20 protein-coding genes are annotated in these 17,581 nt (G+C 62.3%); 16 read left to right on the top strand and 4 right to left on the bottom strand.

The window, feature by feature from the left end:
- Nucleotides 1–68: 68 nt before the first annotated feature.
- A complete protein-coding gene (gene glmM, locus ABD243_RS20725) occupies nt 69–1,430 on the bottom strand; it encodes a phosphoglucosamine mutase (protein ID WP_344368266.1) in 1,362 nt (453 codons plus the stop codon).
- A gap of 218 nt (nt 1,431–1,648) precedes the next feature.
- On the opposite strand from glmM, the gene ABD243_RS20720 reads away from it, so the two are divergent.
- The 4 genes from ABD243_RS20720 (at nt 1,649) to ABD243_RS20705 (ending at nt 6,318) form a co-directional block, all read left to right on the top strand.
- A complete protein-coding gene (locus tag ABD243_RS20720; RefSeq protein ID WP_344368265.1) occupies nt 1,649–2,866 on the top strand; it encodes a bifunctional glycosyltransferase family 2/GtrA family protein in 1,218 nt (405 codons plus the stop codon).
- 209 nt (nt 2,867–3,075) lie between these two features.
- Complete coding sequence (locus ABD243_RS20715) at nt 3,076–4,851, top strand: ArnT family glycosyltransferase (protein ID WP_344368264.1); 1,776 nt, start codon at nt 3,076–3,078, stop codon at nt 4,849–4,851.
- A gap of 192 nt (nt 4,852–5,043) precedes the next feature.
- Nucleotides 5,044–5,211, top strand: coding sequence for a hypothetical protein (locus ABD243_RS20710; RefSeq protein WP_344368263.1), 168 nt, complete (start codon nt 5,044–5,046; stop codon nt 5,209–5,211).
- 9 nt (nt 5,212–5,220) lie between these two features.
- Nucleotides 5,221–6,318 (top strand): hypothetical protein, encoded by a 1,098-nt coding sequence (locus tag ABD243_RS20705; protein ID WP_344368262.1) that lies wholly within the window; start codon nt 5,221–5,223, stop codon nt 6,316–6,318.
- Between the two features lie 132 nt (nt 6,319–6,450).
- Here ABD243_RS20705 and ABD243_RS20700 read toward each other — a convergent pair whose 3' ends face one another.
- The 3 genes from ABD243_RS20700 to rplM all read right to left on the bottom strand — a co-directional run bounded on the left by ABD243_RS20700 (nt 6,451) and on the right by rplM (nt 8,176).
- Nucleotides 6,451–6,933 carry a hypothetical protein gene (locus tag ABD243_RS20700; protein WP_344368261.1) on the bottom strand — a complete coding sequence of 161 codons (483 nt, stop codon included), beginning with the start codon at nt 6,931–6,933 and terminating at the stop codon, nt 6,451–6,453.
- 253 nt (nt 6,934–7,186) lie between these two features.
- A complete protein-coding gene (rpsI, locus tag ABD243_RS20695) occupies nt 7,187–7,696 on the bottom strand; it encodes a 30S ribosomal protein S9 (protein ID WP_018773707.1) in 510 nt (169 codons plus the stop codon).
- 36 nt (nt 7,697–7,732) lie between these two features.
- Nucleotides 7,733–8,176 carry a 50S ribosomal protein L13 gene (gene rplM / locus ABD243_RS20690; protein WP_015937805.1) on the bottom strand — a complete coding sequence of 148 codons (444 nt, stop codon included), beginning with the start codon at nt 8,174–8,176 and terminating at the stop codon, nt 7,733–7,735.
- Nucleotides 8,177–8,492: 316 nt separating this feature from the next.
- Between rplM and ABD243_RS20685 the strand changes: the two genes are divergently transcribed.
- The 12 genes from ABD243_RS20685 to ABD243_RS20630 all read left to right on the top strand — a co-directional run bounded on the left by ABD243_RS20685 (nt 8,493) and on the right by ABD243_RS20630 (nt 17,507).
- The gene (locus tag ABD243_RS20685) at nt 8,493–9,194 is read left to right on the top strand and encodes a prepilin peptidase (RefSeq protein WP_344368260.1); all 702 of its coding nucleotides are present in this window, start codon (nt 8,493–8,495) and stop codon (nt 9,192–9,194) included.
- Nucleotides 9,195–9,477: 283 nt separating this feature from the next.
- The gene (locus ABD243_RS20680) at nt 9,478–9,669 is read left to right on the top strand and encodes a Flp family type IVb pilin (RefSeq protein ID WP_344368259.1); all 192 of its coding nucleotides are present in this window, start codon (nt 9,478–9,480) and stop codon (nt 9,667–9,669) included.
- A gap of 110 nt (nt 9,670–9,779) precedes the next feature.
- Nucleotides 9,780–10,187 carry a TadE family protein gene (locus tag ABD243_RS20675; RefSeq protein ID WP_344368258.1) on the top strand — a complete coding sequence of 136 codons (408 nt, stop codon included), beginning with the start codon at nt 9,780–9,782 and terminating at the stop codon, nt 10,185–10,187.
- Nucleotides 10,175–11,176, top strand: a complete 1,002-nt coding sequence (locus ABD243_RS20670; RefSeq protein ID WP_344368255.1) for a pilus assembly protein TadG-related protein — start codon at nt 10,175–10,177, stop codon at nt 11,174–11,176. The genes ABD243_RS20675 and ABD243_RS20670 overlap by 13 nt, the downstream gene beginning before the upstream one ends.
- A gap of 20 nt (nt 11,177–11,196) precedes the next feature.
- Nucleotides 11,197–11,979, top strand: a complete 783-nt coding sequence (gene cpaB / locus ABD243_RS20665) for a Flp pilus assembly protein CpaB (RefSeq protein ID WP_344368254.1) — start codon at nt 11,197–11,199, stop codon at nt 11,977–11,979.
- Nucleotides 11,976–13,181, top strand: coding sequence for a CpaE/TadZ family protein (locus ABD243_RS20660; protein WP_344368253.1), 1,206 nt, complete (start codon nt 11,976–11,978; stop codon nt 13,179–13,181). Before cpaB ends, ABD243_RS20660 begins: the two co-directional genes overlap by 4 nt.
- A 152-nt stretch (nt 13,182–13,333) precedes the next feature.
- Nucleotides 13,334–14,647: a TadA family conjugal transfer-associated ATPase gene (locus tag ABD243_RS20655; RefSeq protein WP_425547272.1), complete on the top strand. Its 1,314-nt coding sequence runs from the start codon at nt 13,334–13,336 to the stop codon at nt 14,645–14,647.
- Between the two features lie 2 nt (nt 14,648–14,649).
- The gene (locus tag ABD243_RS20650; RefSeq protein WP_344368250.1) at nt 14,650–15,600 is read left to right on the top strand and encodes a type II secretion system F family protein; all 951 of its coding nucleotides are present in this window, start codon (nt 14,650–14,652) and stop codon (nt 15,598–15,600) included.
- A gap of 16 nt (nt 15,601–15,616) precedes the next feature.
- Nucleotides 15,617–16,498, top strand: a complete 882-nt coding sequence (locus ABD243_RS20645; protein ID WP_344368248.1) for a type II secretion system F family protein — start codon at nt 15,617–15,619, stop codon at nt 16,496–16,498.
- 26 nt (nt 16,499–16,524) lie between these two features.
- The gene (locus ABD243_RS20640; RefSeq protein ID WP_344368247.1) at nt 16,525–16,740 is read left to right on the top strand and encodes a Flp family type IVb pilin; all 216 of its coding nucleotides are present in this window, start codon (nt 16,525–16,527) and stop codon (nt 16,738–16,740) included.
- A 230-nt stretch (nt 16,741–16,970) separates the two neighbouring features.
- Nucleotides 16,971–17,207: a Flp family type IVb pilin gene (locus ABD243_RS20635; protein WP_344368246.1), complete on the top strand. Its 237-nt coding sequence runs from the start codon at nt 16,971–16,973 to the stop codon at nt 17,205–17,207.
- 60 nt (nt 17,208–17,267) lie between these two features.
- Nucleotides 17,268–17,507 carry a Flp family type IVb pilin gene (locus tag ABD243_RS20630; RefSeq protein ID WP_344368244.1) on the top strand — a complete coding sequence of 80 codons (240 nt, stop codon included), beginning with the start codon at nt 17,268–17,270 and terminating at the stop codon, nt 17,505–17,507.
- Nucleotides 17,508–17,581: the final 74 nt, after the last annotated feature.

Here is a 17,581-nt window from a genome sequence, read left to right as displayed (position 1 = left end):
TATCGGCCGACACGCCGTCGAAACCCGGGCAAGTGGGGAAACCAGGCGCCAGAACCATTCCCGACGGCCTAGTCGGCGACGAGTTCCAGGGCGAGCTCGGTCCGGACTACCTGGGCCAGTCGCTCCGCGACGTCCTGGGCTGTCTGGTGGTCTCCGGCTTCCACCATCACGCGCACGACGGGCTCGGTGCCGGAGGGGCGCAACAGCACGCGTCCGGTGTCGCCAAGTTCTGCTTCGGCGACGGCCACGGCAGCGGCCACTGTTTCGTCACCCTTCACGCGGGTGCGGTCCACGCCCCGGACGTTGATAAGGACCTGGGGCAGCTTGGTCATCACGGTGGCCAGCTCCTTCAGCGGGCGCCCGGTGAGGGCCACCTGGGCTGCGATCTGCAGGCCGGTCAGCACGCCGTCGCCGGTGGTGGCGTGGTCGGCGAAAATCACGTGCCCGGACTGCTCGCCGCCAAGGCTGAAACCGCCGTTGCGCATTTCCTCGAGGACGTAGCGGTCCCCCACGCCGGTTTCACGCAGGCTGATACCGGCCTCGCGCAGGGCGATCTTCAGGCCGAGGTTGCTCATCACGGTGGCCACCAGCACATCGTCCTTGAGCTTTCCGGAGGCCTTGAGGGCCACGGCCAGGATCGCCATGATCTGGTCGCCATCCACTTCGTTGCCTTCGTGGTCCACGGCGAGGCACCGGTCGGCGTCGCCGTCGTGCGCGATGCCAAGGTCTGCCCCGTGGTCCAGGACGGCGCGCTGGAGCGGGCCGAGGTGGGTGGAGCCCACCCCGTCGTTGATGTTGAGTCCGTCCGGTTCGGCGCCGATGAGGATCACGTCAGCGCCGGCGTCCTTGAACACCTGCGGGGAACAGCCGCTGGCTGCACCGTGGGCACAGTCGAGGACCACCTTCAGGCCCTCCAGACGGTGCGGAAGCGTGCCGAGCAGGTGCACGATGTAGCGGTCCTCGGCGTCGGAGAAGCGCTGGATCCGCCCCACCTCGCCGCCGACGGGCCGGAAGGGTTCCTTGCCGAGCTGCTCTTCGATGGCATCCTCGACGTCGTCGGGCAACTTCTGGCCGCCGCGGGCGAAGAACTTGATGCCGTTGTCCGGCGCTGGATTGTGGGACGCGGAGATCATGACACCGAAGTCGGCGTCGAGGTCCGCCACGAGGTAGGCGGCGGCCGGGGTGGGAAGCACACCGGCGTCGTAGACGTCGATCCCGGAACTGGACAGCCCCGCTTCCACGGCGGCGGCGAGGAACTCACCGCTGGCCCGCGGGTCCCGTGCCACCACGGCGCGCGGCCGCTCCCCGCTCGTGTTGCGGTCGTGGCCAAGCACGACGGCTGCGGCCTGCGCCAGCTGCAAAGCGAGCTCGGCGGTCAGCAAACCGTTCGCCAGGCCCCGGACTCCATCTGTTCCAAATAATCTAGACATCGGGTCAAGTTTAGTCGATGGCCAGCCGCGCGCGGTGGCACGCCCGTTTCGATGCCCCTTCAGACCCACCTGCGGGCGGGCTGAACCAGCCCAATTCCGGCTGGAGGGGCGGTCGACTACTTGGTTTCGTACTTCTGTGTACTCTACTTTTGCCAAAACTCTCGCGTCGCTTCCAGCGTCCATTTATGCTTCGAGACATGACACCTAGCTCTGGGGGCTTGGCGCTCGAAATCGTTGTACCGGTCTTTAACGAACAATTGGTACTCGAAAACAGCATCACTAAGCTCGCGACGTACTTAACGCAAGAAATGCCATTGACGTGGCAAATCACCATTGCCGACAATGCGAGTACTGATGGTACTGCCGCTATTGCGACGCGATTGGCTGTCCAATTGCCTAACGTCGTTTATCGCAGGCTTGACGTTAAGGGCCGCGGTTTCGCCTTGCGCGACGCCTGGGCCGCATCTTCGGCCAAAGTGCTTGCTTACCTGGACGTTGACCTCTCGACGGATTTGGCGGCGCTGCCACCGCTGGTAGCTCCCCTGCTGTCCGGACATTCGGATATTTCCATCGGGACCAGGCTGCGCCAGAGTTCCCGGGTGAGCCGTGGCCCAAAGCGCGAGTTCATTTCCCGGTCATACAACTATCTGCTCAAGCGGACCATGCAGGTAAATTTCTCCGACGCGCAATGCGGGTTCAAGGCTATCCGCGCCGAAGTAGCCCGGAGGCTGCTCCCTCACGTCGAGGATAACGGATGGTTTTTTGACACGGAATTGCTGATTATCGCGGAGCGTTCCGGTCTTCGAATTCATGAAATTCCTGTGGACTGGGTTGATGACCCCGACAGCAGAGTCAATATCCAACAGACAGCGTTGGATGATCTCCGCGGTTTGGTTCGCGTTGCCGGCTCGCTGTTGAACGGGAGCATTCCAGTTCAGGCGATTTACGCCGAACTGGGACGCAGGCCCATCGTTCCTCCGGGGCGGCCTAGCTTCTTCGGCCAGGTGCTCAGGTTCGGGGTGGTCGGCGCAGCTTCCACCATCGCGTTTGCCTTGCTCTATCTGGTCTTTCAAGCAGCCTTTGGCGCGCAACAGGCAAACTTCCTGGCGCTGCTTCTGACTGCCGTTGGAAACACCGCAGCCAACCGCCGGTTCACTTTTGGCATCAGTGGCCCGGCACGGCTGTTCACGCAGCAGTTCCAAGGGCTCATGGTCTTCCTGTTGGCGTGGACTATTACGTCGTCGTCGCTGACCGTTCTCCATGCCGTCAATGTCGACGCTGCTCCCAGCCAGGAACTCCTCGTCCTCACGGGGGCGAACGTGCTCTCCACCCTCCTACGGTTCGTCCTTCTTCGCATCTGGGTCTTCCGGGTCCGACACGCCGATGAGCTGTCTTTCAACCTCCCCCTCGCTCCAATCAGAGGGCCAGCACAGTGACGCTATTCACGGAGTTGTGGAGTGCCATGAGTGGGCCGGCGCGAGGTGTCCCTGACACAATCATCCCGGCGTCCGTGGACTCTGAAGCCAGAGCTTCCTCACTGCCTGCCCAAATGCGAGCTGCAATTAGAATCATCTGGCGGGGGCCCACGGACCACCCGCGCTGGGAGCGCCCAGTACTTCTCGGGCTGTTGCTGTGTGCAACGCTGGTGTACGTCTGGAAGCTCGACCAAAACGGCTGGGCCAACGCCTACTATTCAGCTGCAGTCCAGGCCGGTCAGCAAAATCCGGCTGCCTTCTTTTTCGGTTCCTTGGACTGGGGCAACTCAATCACCGTGGACAAGCCGCCACTCAGCCTGTGGGTCATGGGTGCCTCCGTTTGGCTGTTCGGCTTGAACTCCTGGGCACTGCTGCTCCCGCAGGCCCTCCTGACACTTGGAAGCACCTGCCTGGTCTATGCGTTGCTACGCAGGTCTTTTCCGGCCTATGTTGCACTGCTGGCCAGCGGAATCATGGCGTTCACACCCGTTACCGTGCTGATGGCGCGCTACAACAACCCCGATCCTTTGATGATCTTCCTGATGTTGTCGGCCCTTTACGCCGGTGTCCGAGCAACAGAACGGGCCACGCCCAGATTGTTGTTTCTTGCGGCGTTTCTGCTGGGCTTTGGGTTTCTGGCAAAACAGCTCCAAGCATTCCTGGTTCTCCCCGCGCTCGTCTCAGTGTTTCTCGCCTTCGCCCGTGTTCCTTGGAAGAGGCGGTTGCTCACCGTCGGCGCCGCCGGCGCCATCCTCCTGGGCGTCTCGTTGGCGTGGCCATTGGCTATCGATCTAACACCAGCCGATCAGCGTCCGTTCGTGGGTGGATCCATGCATAACAGCATGCTTGAGCTGACCTTGGGCTACAACGGCATCAATCGCGTGGTTGAGGCCGAGGAAGACCCAGCCGCTACGTTGCTCCCCGAGGCGCTTCGAGGCACGGCATCCGACGCTGGCTTCCTCAGGCTGTTGAACAAGAATTACGGCCAGGAGATTGGCTGGCTACTTGTTCCGGGCCTCGTCAGCCTTCTTGTTGTCTCGTGGCAGCTCTTCCGTCGGAAGTTCACCAGACAGCAGTCGATCCTTGCCGGAGGCGCTGCCATATGGATGTTCACTACTTACGCCATGCTGAGCTTCATGGGGAACAGCTTCCATTCGTACTACAGTTCCTCGCTCGCTCCGCCGCTGGCACTCTGCATCGGCATCGGCGCCTACGTGGCCATCGACCTGCGGAAGCAGGCGCCGGGCCGTATCCTCGTTGTGCTTGGGCTGGTTCTCAGCGGAGCGTGCTCCTATGCCATGTGGGGGCTGAGCGTCGCCATGCCGTTGATGATCGGAAACGCGCTACTGGTCCTCGTCCTTCTTTCTGCTGCCATGTTGGCTGTCCCAGCCCCGTGGCCGCGACTTGAGCTGATAGCTGGCGGGCTCGCCGCGGCAGGCCTCCTGATTGGACCGGTGTCCGCCGCTCTCGTGACTGCCGGGACGCCGCAGTCCGGTTCCAACCCGCTGTCAGGTAGCGTCACCAGAGGCGACAATACGCTGAGTCACTTCCTGGAAGGCGTCAAGCGGGGGGACCCCGCGTGGGCCACGGGGATAGCGATCGGCAACGCGCCGAGCGTGAAACTTTCCAAAGCCCTGACGTCTGCCGATCCGGCTTGCACTTGGGCCGCCGCGACGTATCCGGGCCAGACTGCGGCTCGCTTTCAGCTGGAAACGGGTCGCGCAATCTTGGCGCTGGGCGGATTCGCAGCAGTTGATCCAAGCCCCAGCGTTGAGCAGTTTCAGCGCTTGGTGGCAGCCAAGCGTGTCTGTTATCTGGTTGAGCAGCCGGCGCAACTCGAAATTCCAGGTAACGGTGCCGATCTTCTGGCTATCCGGAACTGGGTCCGAGGGAACTTCGCGCCCGAGGACATGGACGGAGTCACCGTATACCGGCTCGCCAAATGATGCGCTGGTCTATTACTGACAGTTCGGGATGGCGACATATTCAGGCACGAGCAATGCCTCGGGACCGTATTCTTTCCAACTCATTCCCGTCGGAGTGGACGCCTTCAACGTCACAGTCCCAGGGTCGGAGTCGGTGTCCAACGGTGTTCCAGCAGCCGGCCGGTGCGGCGTATCTGGAGACCGCCAGCGCACATGACCAATACCGGTTCACCCGCCGGTGGCCAGTCCGCGCTCCTGACTATGGGTCAGACCTGCACCACCTACAACGGAAACCAGGAGATCAACAATCTGCCAGCGGGCCAGTACGTCCTGGAATGGTCCGGGACCAACAACGCCTCCGGCCCCACTCCATCAATTTGAGCTGATGCTATGGAATCCAAACGGCTATTTGCCAAACCCATCGTGCGTTCCTGGGCGAAGATCGGGGTGCTACGGGCCTATTTTGAGTCGGAGCTGCCCGAAGCCGCGGCGGTGGAGGTTCTGGAGCGGGCCAGGGCTTCTCTGGAACTGCCGGCCGCCGGTACCGGACTGGGCGGTGTAGCCCCGAGCCCGTTGGGAGCCGTCACTGCGATCCATGGAATAGTCTCCGCGGCCGAAGCACATGGACTTCTTGCCGCCCTCGCCTCCGGCCTGGAAGCCCAGGGTGTCCACGGCTCCCTTCGGCCTCTTCCCAACGAGGACCTGCTCGTCGGCGCCCCGAATCTGGATACGTTCGGATTCACCGCCGGGGTGTGCTTGCCTGGACAGATGGGCCCGGAAGAGTTCAGCCGGCGCATCGTCCCACCGGAGGTGATGGATGCCGTCATTGAAACTGCGCTTGGATGGTGCCAACTGTCGTCGGGCACGCATTACGTCGGCACCGCCTGGTCTTATGTGAAGTGCACCGCGGAACAACGCAGGGCTCTCCTGGCCACGGGCTCGACTCCAATCAACTTGGACTCGATGGCCTGCGTCACGGGATCGGATGAGATCAGAAGTGTTGAGTTCGGCGATCGCGGCACCGTCTATTTCGGACGTCTGGATCCGGACCGCAGATTGGAACCGGCGGTCGCTGATCGGAGAGAGCTCCTCGCATCCCAGGCGGACCAGGCTGACCAGGCAGAGTACGGCTGCATCAAACGATCAAGGCTGGGAACTGCGCTCTGGGACGTCTTCCACGACTACGACTGGCCCGCCCGGCCGCACCTCAGGTACGCGAGCGTCGGCCGCACCCTGATGAAGAGCCTTGTTCCGGATGCCTTCGGTGTCCAGCTACTCGGCCCCGAACACCGTTTACCCGCACCGCTGGCGCCCATTTGGAAGGCAGATCCCGCCGGTACCGCTTCAACCATCCTTCAGCACATGGACCTCCCGGCCTGGTTTGAAGGTCCCCTTCCCGAGCCTGAGACACTGGAGGAGGCCCGGAGATCCATCAAACCGCTCCTCATGACAACCGCACAGGCCGAGGAAGTCAGATCAAAAGGCTAATCCCTTCGGCCCAAACCATGGTGCTGGAGTCAGCCTACTGGCTGCAACGAGTGCGAATTCACCGCCAGATAGCTGTGCGATTCACAATCCGCGTCGAAGGAAGCACTTTACGCGACCCGATGCAGCTCAAACCTAGACCGGATCAATATCGGACTTCTCGAAAGCCAGCCGGGCGAGTCCCGCCTCAGAGGCCTCCCACTTGGGATAGCCCTGCATCGACTCGGCGCCTCGGGGCGGGGTGGTCAGATAGGCGGTAATGCCCCGCGCCTCGACTTCCTCCACGAGGATGCGAAGCATTGTCTCGGCCATGGCCCGTGGTAGCTCACCCTTCGTATCCAGATATGCGACTGGACCATCGCCTGTGAGGTAGACAGGCGAATAGTAGTTCGCTGTGTACTCTCCGGTGACGGCCATCTCCGCGGCAGTCAGCTCATTGCCGTTGCCGTCAACGCGCATGCACCGCCCTACGGCAACGTGGAGCGCCTCAGCAGCTTTGTCCGTTTCGTCTGAGACGACGAGGAAAAACGGCGAGGGTCCCCACCAGCCATCAAGGGGCTCCTCATAGGCTTCGCCTTGACTGTCAAAAATGTCCGGATCGACCGTCACGTTTGCCATGCTGTCCCCTTGATGAGTGCCACTCGAAACTGCTCGTAGTCAGCGTCAACGTAGCACGTCGGTGCGGCGTTCGTCCGTATCAGCGCTGGTCAAGAACCCGCGAGATGAGGACCCTTGAATCAGGCGTTCTGGCACCGTTTGTTCGACGCGGCGGCCTGAATCACGACTGCTTCGGACCTGAACGGCGAAAGCCCGCCCCGCCGGGTGGCGGAACGGGCTTTCGTGCAAGCGCGAGAAGCGCTTGGAAGCGGGTTTAGCGCTTGGAGTACTGCTGAGCCTTGCGGGCCTTCTTGAGACCGGCCTTCTTGCGCTCGATCACGCGAGCGTCGCGGCGCAGGTAACCGGCCTTCTTCAGGGTGGCGCGGTTGTTCTCGGTGTCGATCTCGTTCAGCGAACGGGCGATGCCGAGACGCAGGGCACCGGCCTGGCCGGAGATGCCGCCACCGTGGATGCGGGCAATGACGTCGTAGGCGCCGTCAAGATCGAGGATCTTGAAGGGCTCATTGACGTCCTGCTGGTGCAGCTTGTTCGGGAAGTAGTTCGCCAGCTCGCGGCCGTTGATGGTCCACTTACCGGAGCCCGGCACAACGCGAACGCGTGCAACGGCTTCCTTGCGACGGCCAACTGCAGCGCCGGCAACGGTCAGTGCCGGGCGTTCCTTCTTCGGCGCAGCTGCTTCTGCAGCACCGCTCTCCGAGGTGTAGCTGGTCAGGTTTTCCTCAGCCTCAACGGCTTCGGTGGTCAGTTCTTCGTTCTGAGCCACGATTCTCCTTGATTAAAAGTTGGTTGGTGGCCAGGACTACTGGGCGACCTGGGTGATTTCGAAAGTCTTGGGCTGCTGGGCGGCGTGGGGGTGCTCGGCACCGCGGTACACCTTGAGCTTGCCCAGCTGCTGTGCAGCGAGGGAGTTCTTCGGGAGCATGCCCTTGATGGCCTTCTCCACGGCGCGGACCGGGTTGGATTCCAGCAGCTCCGCATAGTTGACGGAGGTCAGGCCGCCCGGGTAACCGGAGTGGCGGTATGCGCGCTTCTGCTCCAGCTTGGCGCCGGTGAGGGCAACCTTTTCAGCGTTGATGATGATGACGAAGTCGCCCATGTCCATGTGGGACGCAAAGGTGGCCTTGTGCTTGCCGCGCAGCAGGATTGCGGTCTGGCTCGCGAGACGACCAAGGACAACGTCGGTGGCGTCAATGACGTGCCACTGGCGGTTGATATCGCCGGGCTTCGGGGTGTACGTACGCACGGTGTTTGCCTCGTTCTTGTTCTGGCGTTCTTGTTTTAGGCGTCACTCAAGGTGCACCTACTATCTATGCGCTACCGGAACAGAGGTGAGGGCTCTATGTAACCAGTCATCCTGAGGTCTCGAATGTGCACGTTGAGTAGCTATCCTGCAACCGGATTCTCAAGCGGGCACGCACCATCGAGTAGGACACGCACAACGACTACCAAGAATAGCCTGCCGCGGGGTCTTGGGTCAAAATGGGGTGTCCGGATGCTTCCTGCGTGCTCGCTGTTCCGCATGCTGTCCCGTGCCGGCCCGTCCCATCCCTGGAGGAACCGTGTCCGATCCCGCCGCTGCCGGCACCGCCTCACTGCTGTTGGCTCAGCCGCTCGGTTCCGTTGCTGACGTTCTCTTCATAGCCGGAGTGGGTCTCGCGGGCGCTTGCCTTGGCCTGTTGGCCGACATCTTCATCAAGCGCGCACTCCCCCGCCTTGCCGGCAGCCCTACAGTACGCACAGGAATTACGACGGCGGCGGTCACTTTTGCACTCTCCGCCCTGCTGGCTTGGCGCTTCGGATTTTCGCCGGAGCTTCCCGCGTACATCGCGCTGGCAGTAGCCGGCGTCCAGCTCGCACGGGTCGACTTCATCCACCATCTGCTGCCCAATCGGATGGTTCTGCCCCTCCTGGGGGCCGGACTGGTGCTACTCGGGGCCGCCGCTGGGGTGTCCGGCGAGGTCGGAAACCTGCTGCGGGGGATCGCCGGCGCCTTAATATTGTTCGTTTTGTACCTTTTTCTGGCCCTGACCAGCGGAAACGGCCTCGGCATGGGGGATGTGAAGCTGGCGGCACCACTCGGGCTGTACTTGGGCTACCTAGGCTGGTCCCACTTGTTCTACGGGGGAGCAGTGGGCTTCGTCGCAGGTGGCGTCGCCTCCACGGTCCTGGTCCTCAAAAACCGCGGAAACAAGCCAAAGGAAGTGCCCTACGGGCCTTCGATGCTGGCCGCCGGCCTCGCAGTGATCCTGCTGCTCCCCTAAGTGGCACCAACAGCACCACGTGCGCGGATTAAGTAAGGCCGCTTATCAAAACAAGTAGTAGAGCCCTGCCCCTACTTGGAAACTGAGTACACCCCCGTTTGAGGGTAGGTGATACCCATAATTTCCCTCCGGAAAGTCGAGTATCGAACCTCATTGCCGCGCCGTTTGCGCCCGTGCAAATGTTGTTCCAACGAAGCTCCAGCAAATAAGCAATCGGGGATTTGCCGGATATTCGTTTACCACTCATAACTCTGGAAAAGGACAAACTAAAATGACTGGTCTCATGGTTTCAATGCTCGCTTTCGTCGCCGGCGTCAAGGACAAGCTCACTTCCGAAAAGGGAGCGACCGCGACGGAATACTCGCTCCTCGTGGGGCTCATTGCCCTCGGCATCGTAGTCGGCGTCGGCGCTTTCGGCACTGCTCTCAACACCTGGTTCGACTCTCTCGGCAAGACTGTCGCCGGCTGGAAGTAGCCAACCACCTCAATCGCAGGTCTCAGCAACTCCCAGTGTGCCGCGTCCGTGTCTCGCGGGCGCGGCACACTTCTTAATCATCCAGCTGCATCTATCCCTGGGGGGATCCCATGAAGCGCAGCAGTTTACCGTCGCCCCGATCACGGGGCCGGGGCCGGCAGCGTGGCGCGGCAGCCGTCGAGTTCGCCCTCGTCGCCCCCGTTCTTCTCGCCCTCGTCGGCGGAATCATTGAATTCTCCTACACCTACAATTTGCAGATTTCCGTCACCCAGGCAGCCCGCGAAGCGGCCAGGTCTATGGCCATAAGCAACGATCAGAGCCTGGCGCGAGCGGCCGCCGTGGCCGGAGCACCAGGGCTGAGCCCGGCCGGGTTCACGTACACGTTCACGGGCGCTTGCCCGAAAGGCAGCGCTGGCAACGCTCAGGTCAACGTTGGCTACACCGCCAACTCTCTGACCGGGATTTTTGGCAGTTCCGTCACTATTCAGGGGACGGGAGCCATGCGATGCGGCGGCTAAGTACAGTGACCAAAGCGGACCACCGTGAGCGCGGGGCTGCCGGCGTCTTGGTCGCCGTCATGATGCTGGTGCTGATCGGCGCGGGAGCGTTGGCAGTCGACACCGGACAGATCTACGCTGAGCGGGCGCAACTCCAGAACGCCGCAGATGCGGGCGCCATGGCCGCCGCGCAACAGTGTCATAAGGCCGGCACCTGCACGGTCGCGCAGGCAAAGCTCTGGGCGGAAGAACTCAGCGGGGCGAACTCCAACGATGGAGCCACCGCCGTAGATTCCGTAGACCTGTCCGTTCCGGGCCAAGTCACGGTGGTCACCTCTACCCTCAACGGCAGCAACGGCGCAGGTTTCTTGACGAAGATGTTCGCGAGTGCGCTGAACGCCCCGCCAGTCACAGTCAGGGCCGGCGCCACTGCGGTCTACTCGCCTCCCGGTGGAGCGACCAGCTTTCCGCTCGCCTTCTCCGATTGCGTGTACGACCTTTCAGGGGCCGTCGTGACGGGCGACGTTCAACTGATTCAGTACAAGCCTGGGCGGGGGAGCTGCACCTCCACCTCCGGGCACGTCATTCCGGGCGGCTTCGGCTGGTTGAATCAGAACGGCGGTACCTGTAAAGCAACGACCAACGCCAGCGGCAATGCCGGCAGCGACCCGGGTGCCGACTACGCCTCGGAATGCGACCCCATCCTCACTTCTTGGGAGAACACCATCCTCGCCGGCGGCACCGTGGAAGGGACATTTCCGGTCTACGACGACGCCGGGGGCGTTGGCAAGAACGGCTGGCTCCACATCCGCGGCTACGCAACCTTTAGGATGCTCGGCTGGAAGTTTTCGGGCAACGGGGACCCGCAAGTCTTCCGTCCTGGATCCTGCAGCGGCAACTGCCGCGGCATCATCGGTCAATTCGTCAAATTTGAATCCATTGATTCCGTAGGAGAAACTCCGGGCACCGGCGCGGACCTTGGAACCGTTGATATCCGGTTAATCAAATAAGAAATTTCTAAGGGGTAATCATGAAAACACGCCTGCTGGGGGGCATCGCCGCATTACTTGTGGCAATTGTTGGAACCGTATTGCTGGTCACCTACGTTCAAAATGCTGATAAACGCGCGCTGGGCAGCACTGAGACTGAAAACGTCTATGTTGTCCAAAAGACCATTCCTGCTGGTGCCTCCGCGGAGACGATCGCCGGCTCCGTGGTCGAGAAGTCCGTACCGAAGCTCGCCATTGCCGAAAACAGCGTGACAGACCTCTCGTCCCTCGGCTCCAAGGTCTCCGCCGTAGCTCTCATGCCGGGAGAGCAACTTCTTTCCTCGCGGTTGGTGGAGCAAACCGCGTTCCTCGGCCCGTCGCGGGTCCAAGTCCCCACGGGGCTCCAGGAACTCACGCTTAAGCTTCCCATTGAGCGCGTTGCCGGCGGCATCCTGAAAGCCGGGGACACCGTGGGTATCTTCCTCTCGGTGGAAGACGCCGGCGCCGGCCAGGCCGGAGGCAAGGCGAGCAAGACCCAGCTGAGCTTCCACAAGGTGCTCGTGACGGCGGCGCAGTTCAGCGACGGAGCAGCCACCCAGACCGGCACCTCGGACACCGCGTCCGGCGCCAGCCAGGTCTCATCCACGACCAACAGCAAGCCCCAGGGCGACGGCACTTACCTCATCACCGTGGCCAGGAACTCCGCCGACGCGGAGCGGATTGTCTTCGCTGCAGAGTTCGGCAAAATCTATCTGTCCAAAGAGCCGGGCGATGCAGTCGAATCCAACACGGGCGCAGTGGACACAGCAGGGCTGTTCCGATGAGCCGCTACGTACTCATCACCCCAAACAGCGACTTCGAGCGTCTTGTCCAGCTGGCCGTGACCGGAATGCACGGCGCACTGCACGTCTTCCAAGCGGACTATCTGCCGGAAGGCCCGGCAGATATCATTCGCCAGATGCAGGGAGAACCTCCGGAGGTCTTGATCCTCGGACCCGGCCTTCCTGTAGAGGGTTCCCTCAAACTGGCCTCAGTGATGGACCTTCAGTACCCCGAAATCAGCGTTGTCCTGGCCGCTACTGCCACCCCTGAGACTGTGCTGCAGGCCATGCGGGCAGGTGTCCGGGACTTCCTGGATCCCGGCGCAGATACCGACACCATCCGCGTCATGCTTGAGCGGGCCAGCCTCGCAGCGGCAGGCCGGCGGCGTGGGCTCGCCCCCCAGACGTCGGAACACGCTGACCATGGCGGCGCAGGCCGCGTCATCGCTGTGATGTCGCCCAAGGGCGGCGTAGGCAAAACCACGGTGGCGACCAACCTCGCCGTCGGGCTCGGCAAGACGTCTCCGATGGGCGTAGTGATCGTCGATCTCGACCTTCAGTTCGGTGATGTGGCCAGCGGCCTGCTTCTGGAGCCGGATTTCACCATCACGGATGCCGTGATGGGAGCCGCCAGCCAGGATTCGATGGTCCTGAAGACCTACTTGACCGTTCACCCGGCCGGCATCTACGCCCTGTGTGCCCCACGAAGTCCGATCGAGATGGACCGGATCACGGCCGCCCATGTCTCCCACCTGCTGGATCAGCTAAGGCAGGAGTTCCATTACATCGTGGTAGACACGGCGCCAGGTCTGGGAGAGCACGTCCTGGCGACGCTCGAACAGGCCACGGACGCTGTCTGGATCTGCGGAATGGACGTTCCCAGCATCAGGGGAATGCGGACCGGTTTCCAGATCCTGGAAGAGCTCAATCTGGCCCCCGAACGCCGTCACATCGTCTTGAACATGGCGGACCGACGGGCGGGCCTGACCTTAAAGGATGTCGAAGCAACAGTTGGTGCCCCGGTGGATGTGGTGCTGCCGCGTTCCAAAAACCTTCCTTACTCCACCAACAAGGGAGTCCCCGTTCTCCAGGACGGAAGCAAGGATGCGGCGTCCAAGGGACTGCGACAACTGGTGGAACGCTTCAAACCCGGGTGGGAAGCAAGACCACACAAGCAACTGCACAGAAGGGCGGTTTTCCAGTGAGCCTCACCGACCGATTCGCACAACTGCGGGGGGAATCCCCCGCAGGAAAGTCACCTGAATTGCAGCCTGCCCCGGTCGACGTCTTCCAGGCCCCATCGACACTCGGCCGCATCCACGAGGCAAAGACCTCTGCGGAATCGCGCAGCGACGTCGTGGACGTCCAGCAGACCGCCTCGATCGCCAGCGAGGCCCTCAATGCGCTCAAGGAGCGAGCCAGCCAGGCCCTTTTTGAACGGCTCGGGTCCAGGATCACCGATTCGTCGATCGGTGAGGCTGAACTCCACCAGTCGGTCAAAGACGAACTCAAAGCCGTCGTCGATGAGGAACAGATTCCACTCTCGGGCCAGGAACGCCAACGGCTGATCCGCGAGATCATCGATGATGTCCTGGGGCACGGACCCATCCAAAGGTTCCTGGACGACCCCGCCATCACAGAAGTCATGGTCAACCGCTACGACCAGATCTACGTGGAACGCGACGGCCAACTGCACCTGACGGACACGAAGTTCACCTCGGACGAAGCCCTCCGGCGGGTCATCGAGCGCATCGTGACAAACGTGGGCCGGCGGATCGACGAGTCCTCGCCGCTGGTGGACGCCCGGCTTGCCGACGGGTCACGTGTCAACGCCATCATCCCGCCCCTGGCGGTCAACGGACCGGCTCTCACAATCCGGAAATTTGGCCGCGATCCGCTGACCGTCAACAACCTCATCACGATGGGCAGCCTGTCCCCCGAGATGGCGGAACTGCTGCAGGCCTGCGTGCAGGCAAGGATGAACATTATTGTTTCCGGAGGCACCGGCACGGGCAAGACGACGCTGCTGAATGTGCTGTCGTCGTTCATCCCGGCGTCGGACCGGATCGTCACGATCGAGGACGCCGTGGAACTGCAACTCCAGCAGGATCACGTGGTCCGGTTGGAAAGCCGGCCGCAGAACATCGAGGGCAAGGGCGAGATCTCAATCCGCGACCTCGTCCGGAACTCGCTGCGCATGCGCCCCGACCGAATCGTCGTTGGCGAAGTCCGCGGCGGGGAGTGCCTGGACATGCTCCAGGCAATGAACACCGGCCACGACGGCTCCATCTCCACCGTCCACGCCAACTCCCCCCGGGACGCCATCGCCAGGCTCGAAACGCTGGTCCTGATGGCGGGCATGGACCTCCCGCTGCGGGCCGTCCGTGAGCAGGTGGCCTCGGCCGTCAACCTGATCGTGCACATCTCGCGGCTCCGCGATGGCTCCCGCCGCGTCACCCACATCACTGAAGTCCAAGGCATGGAAGGAGACATCGTCACCTTGCAGGATGCGTTCGTCTTCGACTACTCGGCAGGGGTGGATAGCAGCGGGCGGTTCCTCGGCAAGCCGGTACCCACCGGCGTCAGGCCCCGGTTCACTGACCGGTTCGCCGATCTCGGGATTGCCATCTCCCCGGCAGTCTTCGGCGCGCAGCCGGCAAGGGGGCGGTAGCCATGCTCCCTGAGCTCTCCCCCCTCACTTTCGTGGGAGGCCTCCTCCTGGTCTACGCTGCGCTGGCGATTGTCTTCACATTCGTCTTCAAGTCCCGGTCTGCGGTTCCGCTGTCCCGTCGGCGTCCTGACGCTGCACCGCAGACTTCTTCTCTCACCAGGCTCACCGACCAAGCGGTCCACGCCCTGAACAAGGGCGTCCGCCGCGGAGGCGCCGGGATACTGAACAGGGACAAGCTCGACGCCGCCGGTCTCAAGAAGGGCCCTGGCGACTACCTGCTGATGGCCGGCGCTTTGACCTTCGCCGCAGTGGTGGCCGGGTTCCTGATGGGCGGGGCGTTCTTCGCGGTCCTGCTGCTGGTGCTCACCCCGGTAGCCCTGGTGTTATCCCTGAATGTCGTGGTCTCCCGGCGGAGGAGGAAGTTCGATGAGCAGGTTCCGGACACGCTGCAGATGTTTACCGGTGGCCTCCGGGCAGGGCATAGCCTCTTGCGGGCCATCGATGCCGCGGCGCAGGAAAACGAGGCCCCTATGGCCGAGGAACTGAACCGGGTGGTCAACGAGACAAGGATCGGCCGGGATCTAGGCGAATCACTCGACGAGGTGGCACGACGGACTGACAACGAAGACTTTGGCTGGATCGCCCGTTCAGTGGAGATCCACCGGGAAGTCGGCGGCGACCTTGCCGAAGTACTGGACCACGTGGGGGAAACCATTCGGGACCGGACCCAGATCCGCGGCCAAGTCCGGGCACTGAGCGCTGAAGGACGTATTTCAGCCATCGTCCTCATGGCGCTTCCAGTGGTCATGTTCGCGGCGCTGACTTTCCTCAATCCCTTTTATGCCAGGGTGTTCACGAGCACATTGCCTGGATATCTGATGATCGCCGCAGCGGCGGTCCTGCTGGCTATTGGTGGCTTCTGGCTCAGCCGGCTCATCAAGCCGAAGTTCTGAAAGGAAGGCGAACCTCATGGACATGATTGCCTACGCCGCGATTCTGGCGGTTACCGCACCGCTGTCGGTGATGACCTGGTGGGTCGTCACCGGGGATCATGCAGGGTTGAGAAACATCCAATCCAACCTCGGTAACCACCCACAGACCAACGGTCCGAAGCTGGGCTCCAAGGGACAGCTCACGGCTTGGAGTCTGAAAGTGACGCCCAAGGGCTACACCGGCTGGCTGGACAAGCAGCTCGCCGGAGCAGGCCGTCCCAAGGCCTGGCCGTTGGGCAGGATCGTCACGGTAAAGCCGTTGCTTGCGCTGGCCGGAGCGGTAATCGGCATTCTTGCCTACGCTTCTGATGCCTCGGCGCTAAAGTTAGCCCTGATGTTCGGACTCCCTGTCCTGTTCTACTTCCTGCCTGACATCCTGATCCGGAACTACGCTGAAAAGCGCCGAGCCGAAATCAAATTGGAACTGCCAAACGCTCTGGATCAAATGCTGATTTCCGTCCAGGCGGGCCTAGGGTTCGAAACTGCCATGGCGCGCGCCGGCGAGACTGGCAAAGGTCCCCTGGCGGACGAACTGATCAGGACACTGCAGGACATTCAGGTGGGGCGTTCCCGCAAGGAAGCGTACCTGGCCATGTCCCAGCGCGTTGACGTCCCGGACCTGCGGTCCTTCGTCAGGGCCGTCGTGCAGGCAGACACCTACGGCATTGCGATCGCCAACGTCCTGAAGTCCCAAGCGCAGGTCATGAGGGTCAAACGGCGCCAGCGGGCCGAAGAACACGCGATGAAGATGCCGGTGAAGATCCTCTTTCCTCTCATCTTTTCAATCCTTCCCGCGATGTTCCTCATCGTTCTCGGCCCGACAGTGCTGAGCATCATGGACATGTTCGCGGGCCGCTAGCCTCACGGCCCTTCCTAGGAGCTGAAATGACCACAAGCGAATCGAACTTGCAGCTACGACACCGTGAAGTCTCACATCTCCTGTCTACAGACGAAGAAGGAGCGACGGCCACCGAATACAGCATTCTGGCGGGCTTCATCGCCATCGCCATCGTGGCCGGAGTCGGAGCTTTCGGAACCGCCCTGGACTCGTACATCACCGGACTCGGGACCGGAGTCAAGGTAGCTCTCGGCATCCCTTAGAGCATCCCAGCAGATGCAGACCCATATTCCGGACCCCCTTGGACCCAGAGCCGAGGGGGTCCTTCGGCGTGCTGGGCGCAAGATGGGCGCAGGGAATGTACAGGAAACGTGCAGTTTGGGAAGCCTTAGCACAGGATGCGTCAAAGGCCAATCACCGGCGTGTCGGTGCTTGCTACGTTTCCCTCAGCGCTGGTGCAGGACCAGCCGCCCAACTCGCTCAGGAGTTAACAATGCGTTCCTTTCTCTCCAGCTTCGCAGCCCGTCTTCGCCGAGATCAGCGCGGCGCCACCGCCGTCGAGTACGGCATCATGGTCTCCCTCATCGCAGTCGTCATCATTGTTGCCGTGACCCTTCTTGGCGGCACTTTGAAAGAGACTTTCAACTCGGTCCAGTGCAGCGTCAAGGGCGGCGTCTACACCGCGGCCACTACCGGTGCTACCCCGACGGCAGGCAGCTGCTCGAAGTAACTCTCGCCAGGGCCCTAGCTGCTGGCTGGGGCCAATGCCAACTCGCTCAGGAGTCACCCCATGCGCACTTTTCTCTCCGATTTCGCATCCCGCTTTCGCCGTGACCAGCGCGGCGCCACCGCCGTCGAATACGGCATCATGGTCTCCCTCATTGCCGTCGTCATCATCGTCGCCGTGACGCTTCTCGGCGGCACCTTGAAGGAAACCTTCAACTCCGTCCAGTGCAGCGTCAAGGGCGGCGCCTACACGGCAGCCACCACTACCGGCGGCGTGACCACGGACGGTACCTGCTCGAAGTAGCACCCCAGCACGACCCACCGGACAGGGTTGCGGAAGGCTTCGGCCTCCCAACCCTGTCCGCATCAGGCGCCAGC

It is taken from the genome of Arthrobacter humicola (assembly GCF_039531445.1).
Lineage (GTDB): Bacteria > Actinomycetota > Actinomycetes > Actinomycetales > Micrococcaceae > Arthrobacter > Arthrobacter humicola.
Note: the sequence above shows the minus strand (reverse complement) of the source record. Positions and strands in the feature narration are given on the sequence as shown.